Here is a 13,028-nt window from a genome sequence, read left to right as displayed (position 1 = left end):
CTCGTCTCTCGTCCCGTCGGCCCCTGCCGGCGGGACGCTTGATTTCGCCACCCGAACGAGAAACGATCGCGTCGTGAACAGTGTCAAGGGAGTCATCGCGCGCGCCAAGGGCGCGTCAGTGGAAATCGTCACCATCAACGTCCCCGACCCGGGACTGGGCGAGGCGCTCGTCCGGGTCGTGTCCTGCGGCGTCTGCCACACGGACTTCCACTACCGCGAGGGCGGGATCGGGGATGACTATCCCTACCTGCTCGGCCACGAGGCCGCCGGCTACGTCGAGGCGGTCGGCGAGGACGTCACGCAGGTGGCCCCGGGCGACTTCGTCGTGCTGAACTGGCGCGCCGTGTGCGGCGAGTGCCGCGCCTGCCGCCGTGGCGAGCCCTGGTACTGCTTCGCCACCCACAACGCCACCCAGAAGATGACGCTCACCGACGGCACCGAGCTCGAGCCCGCCCTCGGCATCGGCGCGTTCGCCGAGAAGACGCTGGTCGCCGCGGGCCAGTGCACCAAGGTCAACCCGGACGCCCGGGCCGCCGCCGTCGGGCTGCTGGGCTGCGGCGTCATGGCCGGCATCGGCGCGGCGATCAACACCGGCGGCGTACGGCGCGGCGAGTCCGTGGCCGTGATCGGCTGCGGGGGCGTCGGGGCGGCCGCGGTCGCGGGCGCGCGCCTGGCCGGGGCGACCACGATCGTCGCCGTGGACGTCGACGACCGCAAGCTCGACCGGGCCAAGCAGCTGGGCGCCACCCATGTCGTCAACTCGACGCAGACCGACCCCGTCGAGGCCGTGAAGAGCGTCACCGACGGCAACGGCGCGGACGTCGTGATCGAGGCCGTCGGCCGCCCCGAGACCTACAAGCAAGCGTTCTACGCCCGCGACCTGGCCGGCCGGGTGGTGCTGGTCGGCGTGCCGACCCCGGAGATGACGATCGAGCTCCCCCTCGCCGACGTCTTCAGCCACGGCGGCGCGCTGAAGTCGTCCTGGTACGGCGACTGCCTGCCCGAGCGTGACTTCCCGATGCTGACCGACCTGTACCTGGCCGGACGCCTGCCGCTCGACGACTTCGTGACCGAGGAGATCGCGCTCGACCAGGTCGAGGACGCCTTCGCCAAGATGGCGTCCGGTGACGTGCTGCGCTCGGTCGTGACCAGCTTCGAGGAGGCCGAGTGAGCGCCCGCATCGACCACACCGTCACGTCCGGCACGTTCAGCCTGGACGGGGAGACCTTCGACGTCGACAACAACGTGTGGGTGGTCGGCGACGACGCGGAGTGCCTCGTGATCGACGCCCCGCACGATCCCGACGCGGTCATGGACGTCGTCGGCGACCGGCGCGTGCTCGCCGTCATCTGCACCCACGGCCACGACGACCACGTCCGCTACGCCCCCGAGGTCGGCCGCCGCGCGGTGGCGCCGGTGCTGCTGCACCCCGCCGACCTGGAGGTCTGGCACCTCACCCACGCCGACGACCCGACGGGCGCTCTCACCGAGGGGCAGGAGTTCCGCGTCGGGGACGCGACGCTGCGCGTCCTGCACACCCCGGGGCACTCCCCCGGGTCGGTGTGCCTGTACTCCCCCGAGCTCGGCGTCCTGTTCTCCGGCGACACCCTGTTCGAGGGCGGACCGGGCGCGACGGGACGCAGCTTCAGCGACGCGGACGTCATCGTCGACTCGATCAAGACCCGGCTGTTCGAGCTCCCCGGGGGCACGGTCGTCAAGACCGGCCACGGCGACGACACGACGATCGACGCCGAACGCGCGAACGTCTGAGCCTCCGCGCCGCCGCCCCCTCAGTCCTTGGGACGGCGGCGCAGGGGCGGCGGCCGCAGGGAGCGGACGTCCATGCTCAGCGGCCGCGGCAGCGTCCACTTGAGCCGGCGCGCGGCGAGCCCCAGGACGACGCACGTCACGATCGCCAACCCCATACCCGCGTCCGGCATCCCCAGCTGATCGAAGATGACCATCTCGATCGCGCCCGCCATCGCGATGACGGCGTACAGAGGACTGCCGCTGAGGAAGATGGCGGGCAGCCGCCCGACGGTGATGTCGCGAAGCGCCCCGCCGCCGACGGCCGTGGTCACCCCGAGGAACACCGCGGGGACGGCGCCGAGCCCGACGCCCAGCGCCTTGCCCGCCCCGGTGGCCGACCAGCAACCGACGGCCAGAACGTCGATGAGGGCGAGCGTCCATCGGCTCCACCGGCCCTGCAGGTCGATGATGTAGCCGATGGCCGCCGCCGAGACCGCGCAGCTCAGGTAGGCCGGGTTGGTCAGCGCGACGGGCGGCCCCGCGTCCAGCATGACGTCGCGGATCATGCCGCCACCCAGGCCGGACAACAGCGCGACCACGGTGAAGCCCACGAGGTCGAACTTCATCTGGCGAGCGACCGCCGCCCCCAGCAGCCCGTTACCGACGACGCCGACCAGGTCGATGACGCCGAACAGCACCGACGGGTCGAATTCACGCATCGACGCCCTCCTCCACGCGAAAGCATCCCGGGCGAACCATGGCTCAGGTGTAGATCATGCCCATCGCCGTGCGGACGTCTGTCAGCGTGGCGTCCGCGACCGCGTTGGCGCGCTCGTTGCCCTCGGCGAGGAGGTCGCGCAGGTAGCCGGGATCGCGCTCCAGCTCGGCGCGCCGGGCACGCACGGGGGCCAGCTTCTCGTTCAGCGCCTCGGTGAGCAGCTTCTTCAGCGTCCCACCGCCGCCGTTGCCGATCTCCTCGGCCACGTCGGTGGGCGTCCGGTCGGTGCACAGCGCGGTGAGGCGCAGCAGGTTGGCGACCTCGGGGCGCGTCTCGGGGTCGTAGGTGATGAACCGCTCGGAGTCGGTGACCGCCCGCTTGATGAGCTTGGCGGTCTCGTCCGCGCTCATCCGCAGCTCGATGGTGTTGCCCTTGGACTTGGACATCTTCGTGCCGTCCATGCCGAGGATCAGCGATCCGCCCTGGCTCAGCAGCGCCTCGGCCTGCGGGAAGACCGGCTGGTCGGAGCGGGCTCGCCCGTAGCGCTCGTCGAAGCGGCGCGCGATCACGCGGGTCTGCTCCAGATGCGGCAGCTGGTCTTTGCCGACGGGGACGAGGTTGGCCTTGCAGAACAGGATGTCCGCGGCCTGGTGCACCGGGTACGTCAGCAGCAGCCCGGACATCGGACGCCCGCTGGTCGCCTCGTGCTCAGCCTTCACCGTGGGGTTGCGGTACAGCTCGGAGTCGGTGACCAGCGCCAGGAACGGCAGCATCAGCTGGTTCAGCGCCGGGATGGCGGAGTGGGTGAAGATCGTGGTGCGCGCCGGGTCGATGCCGATCGCGAGGTAGTCGGTGAGCAGCGAGTACACCCGCTCGCGCAGGGGGCCCGCGACGTCGCGGTCGGCGATCACCTGGTAGTCCGCGATGACGATGAACGTCTCGACGCCAGCGTCCTGCAGGCGTACCCGGTTGGCCAGCGAGCCGAAGTAGTGCCCGATGTGCAGATGCCCGGTGGGGCGGTCCCCCGTCAACATGCGGAACTCGCTGGGGTCCTTGTCGATCTGCTCGGCGATCTTGGCGCTGCGTTCCTCGCTGCGCCGCAGGGACGCCTCCGAGGTCGCCTCGGCCAGGCTCTCTCCCGCGTCGGTGACGTGCGTGTCGGTCATGGTTCTCCGTTTCTGGGACGCCCCGGGCGGACATGGCAAACGGCCGCCCCAGGGACGGCCGTGGACGCTGGAAGGGGTTAGCGGCAGCCGTCGTGCCGGCGCCACGAACCCCTGTGCTTCATGCCGCTCACCCTACCAGCCCCTCCCCGGACCCTCGCGTGCCGGCGTGCGCCGAGATGCGCGCGCGGAGGGCGTCCAGCGCCGCCGGTTCGGTGAGGCACGCCCCCAGCGGGTTGTGGGTCTTTCCGGCGCCGTGGTGATCGGACGACCCGGTCGCCACCATGCCCAGCCGCTCGGCGACCCGGTGCAGCGCGGCGCGGGTGTCGCCGTCGTGGTCGGGGTGGTCCGCCTCGAGGCCGTCCAGGCCGTGATCGGCGACGAGCGACTCGAGCACTGCCAGGGGCAGCACGTGCGCCCGACCGCGTCCCCAGGGGTGCGCGACGACCGCGGCGCCCCCGGCGCCGTGCACCAGATCGATCGCGGCCGCCAGGTCGGGCGAGTAGCGCCCGACGAACGCCGGGCCGTCGTCGTCGAGGTAGCGCGCGAACGCCTCGTCCCGGTTCGCGACATAGCCCTTGGCGACCAGGGCGTCGGCGACGTGCGGTCGCCCGATGGAGGGCGCGTCCCCGGCCTGAGCCAGCACGTCGGACACCTCCAGCGGCATGCCCAGCTCGGTGAGCTTGCGCACCATCGCCGGGACGCGCCCGCTGCGGCCCTCCCGCACCCGGGCCAACTCGGCCAGCAGCGCGGGGTCGTCGGGGGCGCAGCCGTAGCCGAGCAGGTGCACGGACTCGCCGCCGCGCTGCGTGGAGAACTCCATGCCCTCGACGAGCGCGATGCCCTGCACGACCGCGGCCTCTCGCGCCTCGGCGAGGCCGTCGAACGTGTCGTGGTCGGTCAGGGCGACGACGTCGAGACCGGCCGCGCGGGCCTTGGCGACGAGCTCGGCCGGGGCGTCCGTCCCGTCCGAGACCGACGAGTGGGTGTGCAGATCGATGCGCATGCCCGCCAGTCTCGCACCGCTACGCCAGCAGCGACCGCACCGACCGCAGCGCCACGGACATCTTCGCCAGGTCGGTCGAGCCCTCGCAGATCTGCGCGATGAACGCGGCCTCCGCCTCTCCGCCGCCGACAGAATCGAGCCAGCCGGCCACGACGTCCTCCGCCTCGGACGCCTCCGGCGCCGTCTCCAAGGCCTTGCGGACCAGCTGGCCCACGAGCGCCTCCAGATCGTCGCGGAGCGCGGCCCGGGCCATCGTCGACCACTGATCGGTGTGCGCCAGCTCGTCCACCCGCTCCATCATCTTGTCGATGTGCAGCCGGTCGAGGAGCCCGAACGTCACCCGCGCGACGAGCTCCGGATCCCGGTCGAGCTCGTCTGTCACCTCCGCGATGAGCAGCGCGAAGTGGGCGAACCGCGCCACGGACGCCCGCTCGACCACGGCCTCGTCCACGCCGTGCTCGCGCAGGTCGGCGGCGTCGGCACCCGTCAGCTCGCGCTGCACGGGGGTGAACAGGTCCGGCATCACGCTCAGCAGCCGGCTCACGGGGTCGGTCAGCCGCGCCACCTCGGCGCGCGGGTCGACGCTGCGGCGGTTGTGCAGCAACCAGCGCGCGGCGCGCTCCACCATGCGCTGCAACGCCACCCGGACGCTGGTGTCCACGTCGGCGGGCAGCTTGAGCTTGGCGAGCTTGTTCTCGACCTTGGCGACCTGGAAGATCGCCCGCGCCGCCAGCTGTGCCCGCACGATCTGCTCGATGCCCGCCTGGGTCTCCTGCCCCAGCCGGTAGTAGGCGGAGGGGCCCTGGCTGTTCACGAACCGGTTGACGGTGATCGTCGTGATGATCTCCCGGTGCAGCGGGTGGCTGCGCATCTCGTCGGCGTAGTCGGCCCGCATCGCCTTCGGGAAGTACGTCAGCAGCCGGTCGGCCAGGTACGGGTCGTCGGGCAGCCCCGAGTCGAGCACCAGCTCGGCCAGCCGGATCTTCGTCCACGACAGCAGCGTCGCCAGCTCCGGCCGGGTCAGGCCCTCGCCACGGGCGATGCGTTCGGCCATCTCCTCGCTGCTCGGCAGCGACTCCAGCTCCCGCACCAGGTGGCCGCTGGCTTCCAGCTCCCGCATCCAGCCCTCGTGCGCCGCGGCCCGGCCCTCCGCGCGGGTCTCGGACGCCGCGAGCGCCAGGTTCTGATCGATGTTGTGGTCGAGGACGTGCCGGGCGACGTCGTCGGTCATCGACTCGAGCAGGGCGACGCGCTGCTCGTCGGAGAGGCGTCCGCTCTTGACCAGCGGCGCCAGCAGGATCTTGATGTTCACCTCGTGGTCGGAGGTGTCCACGCCCGCCGAGTTGTCTATGAAGTCGGTGTTGATGCGGCCGCCGTTGTGGGCGTACTCGATGCGGCCCGCCTGTGTCCAGCCCAGGTTGCCGCCCTCGCCGGCGACCCGGGCCCGCACGTCGCCGCCGTTGACGCGGACCGCGTCGTTCGCCTTGTCGCCCACGTCGGCGTTCGTTTCGGCCGCGCTCTTCACGTAGGTGCCGATGCCACCGTTCCAGAGCAGGTCCACCGGCGCCTTGAGGATGGCCGTGATGAGCTGGGTGGGCGTCAACTCTTCGACGGCGTCCTCGAGGCCCAGCACGGCGCGCACCTGCGGCGTCAGCGTGATGGCCTTCAGCGTTCGCTCGTACACCCCGCCTCCGGGGGAGATCAGCGAGGCGTCGTAGTCCGCCCACGTCGACCGGTCGAGGTGGAACAGCCGCTCCCGCTCCGCGAAGGACGCCTCCGGGTCGGGATCGGGGTCGAGGAAGATGTGCTGGTGGTTGAACGCGGCCACGAGCTTGGTGTGCCGGCTGCGCAGCATGCCGTTGCCGAAGACGTCGCCGGCCATGTCGCCGATGCCGACGCAGGTGAAGTCCTCGTTCTGGCAGTCGACGCCGGCCTCGTAGAAGTGCCGCTTGACCGATTCCCAGGCGCCGCGGGCGGTGATGCCCATCTTCTTGTGGTCGTACCCCACCGAGCCGCCGGACGCGAACGCGTCGCCCAGCCAGAAGCCGCGCTCCAGCGCGATCGCGTTGGCGGTGTCGGAGAACGACGCCGTCCCCTTGTCCGCCGCGACCACCAGGTAGGAGTCGTCGCCGTCGTAGCGCACCACGTCGGGCGGCGGGACCGTTTGGCCGTCCACCAGGTTGTCCGTGACGCTCAGCAGGGACGCGATGAACAGCTTGTAGCACTCCAGGCCCTCGGCGGCCCACCCGGCGCGGTCGGTGCGCGGGTCGGGAAGGTGCTGCGGCACGAAGCCACCCTTCGCGCCGACCGGCGCGATCACCGTGTTCTTGACCATCTGGGCCTTGACCAGCCCCAGGATCTCGGTGCGGAAGTCCTCCATGCGGTCCGACCAGCGCAGGCCGCCGCGGGCCACCGCGCCGAACCGCAGGTGGACGCCCTGCACCCTCGGGCTCACCACGAAGATCTCGAAGGCGGGCCGCGGCTGCGGCAGCAGGGACAGCTCCTGGGGCAGGATCTTGAACGCCAGCGCGGGCTGGTCGTCGGCGAACGCGTTCGTGCGCACGAGGGCGCGCAGCACGGACACGAACATGCGGACGATGCGGTCCTGGTCGAGGCTCGCGACGTCGTCGAGCATCTCCTCGATCGCGGCGATGCGCTCGTCGAACGCGGCGGTCCGCTCCTCCAGCGATGCGGAGCCACCGGGAGCGAAGCGGGTCTCGAAGGCGTCCACGAGCGCGGCGGCGATCCGAGGGTGGTCGTTCAGCGCGGCGGCGACGTACACCTGGGAGAACGGGATGCCTGCCTGCTGCAGGTAGCGCGAGATGCCGCGCAGCCAGGAGACCTGCCGCCAGGTGAGCTTGGCGCCCATGACGAGCCGGTTCAGCTGGCCGGGGTGGGCCTGCCCGCGGTACGACGCGGCGAAGGCTTCGCAGAACCGGTCACGGTCGGCGGCGTCCCAGTCGGAGGCGGACTCACCGGCCCCGAGCCTGAACCCGAAGTCGTAGACGTGGACGGGCTCGCCGCGCAGGTCCCAGGTGAAGGGGCGCTCGTCGGTCACCTCGACGCCCAGTACCGCGAGGTGCGGCAGCACGTCCGTCAGCGACATCTCCTGCCGCGAGAACACCTTGAACCGGAGGCCCTCGCCGTCCTGCTCGTAGAGGCTGAACTGCAGGTCGTCCTCGCCGCGGAGCTGGTTGGCCAACTGCAGGTCGGCCAGCGCGGTCTGCGCGCTGAAGACCGCCTCGTACGCCTCGCCGAACTCGACGCCGCGCTCCTGGGCGGGCAGCTCGTCTGCGGCCTCGTTGAAGTCGTCGTCCCAGCTGCGGGTGGCGGCGTTCACGCGGCGCTCGAGGTCGACCACGTCCACGTCGGGCACCACCGCGCCGTCGGGAAGCTTGACCACGAAGAACAACCGCGCGAGCACGGACTCACTGACCTGCACCTGGTACTCCAGCGTCTCCCCGCCCAGCGCCTCCAGCAGCAGCCTTTGCAGCCGCAGCCGGACGGTGGTGGTGTAGCGGTCGCGCGGGAGGTAGACGACGGCGGTGAGGAAGTGGCCGTACGGCGACGCACGCAGGAACAGGCGCACCCGGCGGCGCTCCTGGATGCTCACCACCGAGTCGACGACCGGAGCGAGCTCGCTGACGCTGGCCTGGAACAACTCGTCGCGCGGGAAGGTGTTGATGATCTGCTGCACCACGTGGCCGCCGTGGCTGTTCGGCTCGAAGCCGCTGAGCTCGGCGAGCTTCTTGGCGCGCTCCCGCAGCACCGGGATGTGCTCGACGGATTCGGCGTAGGCCGTCGAGCTGAGCAGCCCGAGGAAGCGCCGCTCGCCGACGAGCTTGCCCGTGCGGTCGAAGACGCGGACACCCAGGTAGTCGAGGTAGGCCGGCCGGTGCACGGGCGAGCGCCGCGGCGCCTTGGTGATGACGATGACGTCGTCGTCGTCCTTGCCGGGGGCGCGGGCGGAGAACTCGTCGGGGTCCTCCTCGCGCAGCAGGCCCAGCCCGGTGCCCTCGACGGGGGTGAACGTGGTGCCGTCGACGGTGTACTCCCGGTAGCCGAGGAACGCGAAGTGGTCGTCGACCAGCCACTGCAGCAGGCTGGTCAGGCTGTGGACGCGGTGCGGGCTGACCGGCTGCGGATTGTTGTCGAGCATCTCGATGCACTCGGCGGCGCGCTCGCGCATCAGCCCCCAGTCGTCCACGACCTCGCGGACGCGTTCGAGCCGGTCTCCCAGCGATGCCGTCAGCGCGGCGGTCAGGTCGCCGGCCGATTCCCCGAGCGGCGGGTAGACCTCGATGCCCATCCACGACTCGCGCGGCGCGTCGCCGGCCTCGGCCGTCGTGAGCCCCGTCAGGACGCCGTCGGCGTCCCGGGTCACGGCGAACTGCGGGTGGTAGAGGTGCCGCACCGACCAGCCGTCCCGGGTGAGGTCCATCAGGACCGTGTCGACGAGGAAGGGGCGGTCCTTGGTGACGATCTGGATCACGGTCGAGCCCTGCGCGCTCCACCCGTCGGCCCCCGACGTCGGGGTGGTGACGCTGACGCGGTCCTCGTCGGGGCGGCGACGTCGTCCGAGCGCCAGGTGCGCCTCCAGGAGACCGGACAGGTCGTCGGACGCCTTCGCCTCCATCTCGTCCACGCCGTTGCGGGCGAAGTAGGCGCTCGCGAACTCGAGCAACTGGGCGGACGACAAAACGTCCGTCCTCATCTGCCCGACCGCCTGTTCGATCCGAGCGGTCTTCTCCGCGCCCTGACTTCTCCATGCCGTGAGCATGTGGCCCTCTCCTCGTTGAACTCGACCACTGCCCACTCTAGCCCGACCATGGGCGCACCGCCGCGAAAATCTTCCGGCTCAGGGCCTCGCTGCCTGATAATGGCGTCCATGGAACTGAACGCGCGCCACCATTTCAATGCCTCGCCCGACCGGGTCCGCACCATGCTGACCGACCGCGATTTCCTGGCCGGCGTCTGCGAACGGCTGGGCGCCGTCGCCCACGACGTGCGCGTGGAGGGTGGCCCCCGCACCACCCTCGCCCACACCAGCGCGACCGTCGACTCCCCCGGCGCGGTTCGCGCCTTCGTCGGCCCGACCCTCGACATCGTCCTCGAAATGAACTGGGGCCCCGCGGCCGAGGACGGCTCCGCGCGGGCCCCGTTCACCATGACGGTGCCGGGCGCCCCCGTCACCGCCCGCGGCGTCGCCGACCTGAGCCAGGACGGCGACGGCGCCGCGGTGACCTATACCGGCACGCTCGACGTCGCCGTCCCGCTGGTCGGCGGGCGCATCGAGAAGCAGATCGCGCCCGAGGTCACGTCCCTGTTGGACGCCCAGCAGCACCTCGGCGACGAGTGGCTCCTCACCCACCCCTGAGCGACCGTCACCCCATGTGCGGGTAGGCCGTCGACGTCGGGGGCACGAACGTCTCCTTGATCGCGCGGGGGCTCGCCCACCGGATCAGGTTCCACATCGAGCCGGCCTTGTCGTTGGTCCCGGACGCCCGCGCGCCGCCGAACGGCTGCTGGCCGACCACGGCGCCCGTGGGCTTGTCGTTGACGTAGAAGTTGCCCGCGGCGTGCCGCAACGCACGGCCGGCCTGCTCGACGGCGACGCGGTCGGTGGCGAAGATCGAACCCGTGAGCGCGTACGTGGCGGTGGTGTCGACCAGGTCGAGCACCTTGTCCCACTGGTCGTCCTCGTAGACGTACACGCCGAGGATCGGGCCGAAGTACTCGGTGACGAAGATGTCGTTGTGCGGGTCGTCGGACTGCACGATCGTCGGGCGGACGTACCAGCCCTGCTCGCCGTCGTAGGTGCCGCCCGCGAGCACGTCGGTCCCGGCGGACTGCTGCACGGTGTCGATGACCTTGCTCAGCTTGTCGAACGCCCGCTTGTCGATGACCGCCGAGGTGAAGTTCGACAGGTCGCGCACGTCGCCGACGCTGAGCGCCTCGGTCTGCTCGATGAGGTCGGTGCGGATCTTCTTCCACAGGCTCGCCGGGAGGTAGGCCCGCGACGCCGCCGAACACTTCTGCCCGGAGTACTCGAACGCGCCGCGCACCAGCGCGGTCACGAGCGAGGCCGGGTCGGCACTCGGGTGGGCCAGGACGAAGTCCTTGCCGCCGGTCTCGCCGACCAGGCGCGGGTAGCCCCGGTACTTCTCGATGTTCTGCCCGATCTCCTTCCACAGGCCCTGGAAGACGCGGGTGGAGCCGGTGAAGTGGATGCCGGCGAGGTCGGGGCTGGCGAGGGCGACCTCGGAGACCTCGGAGCCGTGGCCCGGCACCATGTTGATGACGCCGGGCGGCATGCCGGCCTCGGCGAGGACGTCCAGGAAGTAGTGCGCCGCGAGCGACTGGGTGAGCGCCGGCTTCCAGATCACGGGGTTGCCCATGAGGGCGGGCGCGGTCGGCAGATTGCCGGCGATGGCCGTGAAGTTGAACGGCGTGATCGCGTAGACGAAGCCCTCCAGCGGGCGGTACTCCATGCGGTTCCAGACACCCGGGCTGCTCTGGGGCTGCTCGGCGTAGATCTGCTGGGCATAGGCGACGTTGAACCGCAGGAAGTCGATGAGCTCGCAGGCGGAGTCGATCTCGGCTTGCTGCACCGTCTTGCCCTGGCCGAGCATGGTGGCGGCGTTCATCGTCGCCCGGTAGGGGCCGGCGATCAGGTCGGCCGCACGCAGCATCACCGCGGCGCGCTCGTCGAACGGCAGGGCCGCCCAGGAGCGTCCGGCCTCGAGCGCGCCGGCGATGGCCTGCTGGGTGTCGGCCGCGGACGCCTGCTGCACGACGCCGAGCACGTGGGCGTGGTCGGACGGCATGGTCACGTCGAGACGGTCGGCGCCGGTGCCGGGGCGCCGCTCGTCACCGAACGTGCCGTGGATCTCCACGGGAGACTGGGACACCAGCTCGTCGAGCTTCTGCTCCAGATCTGCACGTTCCGGGGCGCCCGGAGCGTAGGTCTTATTGGGTTCGTTCGCCGGAAGGGGAACATTCGTCATCGCATCCACACTGCGAGACTATCCGAACACGGCGGCACGGGCGAGGCTCCTGGCTCGGAGCCCCGCCCGTGCACGGCAGGTCGTCGGGTTTAGCGGCTGGCCGAGCGCACCGTCGCGGCGCTGAGCCCGCGGTAGTAGCGCAGCTTGTAGGTGCTCACCTTCGCGCGGATGGTGCTCATCTTCGCGTACACGTACCGGCCGGGGCAGCTGGTCGACTTCTCGTTGCGGTGGCCCGAGATCGCGTTCAGCGTTCCGGACGAGCCCCACGTCTTGCCGTAGACGGCGACGTTGTGCATGGCGAACTTCCAGGCGACGACGCGCTCGGCGGTGTCCAGCATCGCCGACGACGGGGCCTTCACGTCGTAGTTGCCGAGGAACGACAGCCCGAAGACCCGCGCGTTGGTCACGCCCATCCCGTGGCCGCCGACGACCGCGTTCGTCAGGCCGCCGCCGCGGCCCTCCCACGCGACGCCGTACTTGTCGACGATCACGTTGTAGGCGATGTCCTTCCAGCCGCGTCCCTTGATGTGGTAGCTCTGAATGCTGCGCAGGATGGCCGGCACCTGGGCGCGCGTGTAGCTGTTCGTCGTGGCCGTGTGGTGGAGCATGACGCCGGTGACGACGCCGTAGCCGTACTTGGAGCCCTGCGGCAGCGCGGCGGCCCGCCACGAGGCGCGGGACCGGATGGCCGGCTTGTAGACGCGGCGCTTCCGGGCGTTGGCGCTGACGGCGGACGTCGAGCTGCCCTTGACGGCGGACGTGGAGCTGCCGCTGACCGCCGACGTGCTGGCGATGGCCGAGGTGCTGGCACCGGTGAGCGCGCTCGCCGGCGTGGCGGACGCGTTGGCCGCAGCGTTGGCCTGGGCGGCTCCGGCCGCCTGGGCGGCGTCCCCGGCCGTGACCTGGGTGCCGAAGACCCGCAGGGTCGTGGGCACGGGCGCCGTCGAGACGGTGACGACCTCGACGGTCGCGTGGCCGGTGACCAGCGTGGGCGACGTGCCGAGGTTGGCCGACGCCTCGGCGGCCGTCTCCTTCTCCTGGACCTGCCAGGCCGACGTCTTGCCGCCGACGGTGGTGCGCAGGTAGGAGCGGACGGTGGCAGACGTGATCGGCCACGTGATCCCGACCATGCTTACGTCGCCGGTGACCGTCGTCTTCAGGGAGCGCACATAGGCCCCCTTGGCCGAGGCGGGCAGCCCGGCAGGACGCGAGGACGGACGCAGCGTGCCGCCGCCGGACGTGACGGCGGCGCCCGAGACGCCCTGGGCGGCGGAGGTGCTGGAGGCGGTGACGGCGGGGGCCGCGGTGGCGGTGGGCGCCTGGAGGGGTGGAACGAGGGCCCAGGGAGGGGGCCCACCCGAGGCGGCGACCGGCGGAGGCCGGCC

General features: G+C 71.3%; 9 protein-coding genes. 3 read left to right on the top strand and 6 right to left on the bottom strand.

The window, feature by feature from the left end; all coding sequences use genetic code 11:
* The first annotated feature begins 73 nt into the window (after positions 1-73).
* Positions 74-1,171, top strand: coding sequence for an S-(hydroxymethyl)mycothiol dehydrogenase (locus BN1187_RS06710; RefSeq protein WP_040160349.1), 1,098 nt, complete (start codon positions 74-76; stop codon positions 1,169-1,171).
* Positions 1,168-1,770 (top strand): MBL fold metallo-hydrolase, encoded by a 603-nt coding sequence (locus BN1187_RS06705; protein ID WP_040160347.1) that lies wholly within the window; start codon positions 1,168-1,170, stop codon positions 1,768-1,770. The genes BN1187_RS06710 and BN1187_RS06705 overlap by 4 nt, the downstream gene beginning before the upstream one ends.
* Before the next feature lie 20 nt (positions 1,771-1,790).
* Here BN1187_RS06705 and BN1187_RS06700 read toward each other — a convergent pair whose 3' ends face one another.
* The 4 genes from BN1187_RS06700 to BN1187_RS06685 all read right to left on the bottom strand — a co-directional run bounded on the left by BN1187_RS06700 (position 1,791) and on the right by BN1187_RS06685 (position 9,350).
* Entirely contained in the window at positions 1,791-2,468 is a 678-nt protein-coding gene (locus BN1187_RS06700; protein ID WP_040160345.1) for a trimeric intracellular cation channel family protein, read from the bottom strand.
* Positions 2,469-2,511: 43 nt separating this feature from the next.
* Positions 2,512-3,633, bottom strand: coding sequence for a tryptophan--tRNA ligase (gene trpS, locus BN1187_RS06695; protein ID WP_040160342.1), 1,122 nt, complete (start codon positions 3,631-3,633; stop codon positions 2,512-2,514).
* Between the two features lie 127 nt (positions 3,634-3,760).
* The gene (locus BN1187_RS06690) at positions 3,761-4,636 is read right to left on the bottom strand and encodes a PHP domain-containing protein (RefSeq protein ID WP_040160340.1); all 876 of its coding nucleotides are present in this window, start codon (positions 4,634-4,636) and stop codon (positions 3,761-3,763) included.
* A gap of 19 nt (positions 4,637-4,655) precedes the next feature.
* The gene (locus BN1187_RS06685; protein ID WP_157754753.1) at positions 4,656-9,350 is read right to left on the bottom strand and encodes an NAD-glutamate dehydrogenase; all 4,695 of its coding nucleotides are present in this window, start codon (positions 9,348-9,350) and stop codon (positions 4,656-4,658) included.
* 174 nt (positions 9,351-9,524) lie between these two features.
* Here BN1187_RS06685 and BN1187_RS06680 point away from each other — a divergent pair, with 174 nt between their 5' ends.
* Positions 9,525-10,013, top strand: a complete 489-nt coding sequence (locus BN1187_RS06680) for a DUF2505 domain-containing protein (protein WP_052462445.1) — start codon at positions 9,525-9,527, stop codon at positions 10,011-10,013.
* Between the two features lie 7 nt (positions 10,014-10,020).
* On the opposite strand, the gene pruA is transcribed toward BN1187_RS06680, so the two are convergent.
* Together pruA and BN1187_RS06670 are read right to left on the bottom strand one after the other, a co-directional pair.
* A complete protein-coding gene (pruA, locus tag BN1187_RS06675) occupies positions 10,021-11,643 on the bottom strand; it encodes an L-glutamate gamma-semialdehyde dehydrogenase (RefSeq protein ID WP_235750625.1) in 1,623 nt (540 codons plus the stop codon).
* An 89-nt stretch (positions 11,644-11,732) separates the two neighbouring features.
* Positions 11,733-12,812: an N-acetylmuramoyl-L-alanine amidase gene (locus BN1187_RS06670; RefSeq protein WP_040160336.1), complete on the bottom strand. Its 1,080-nt coding sequence runs from the start codon at positions 12,810-12,812 to the stop codon at positions 11,733-11,735.
* Positions 12,813-13,028 lie beyond the last annotated feature (216 nt).

Source organism: Nigerium massiliense, from assembly GCF_000826085.1.
Taxonomy (GTDB): Bacteria; Actinomycetota; Actinomycetes; order Propionibacteriales; family Propionibacteriaceae; genus Propioniciclava; species Propioniciclava massiliense.
This window is presented reverse-complemented; position numbering and strand designations above follow the sequence as displayed.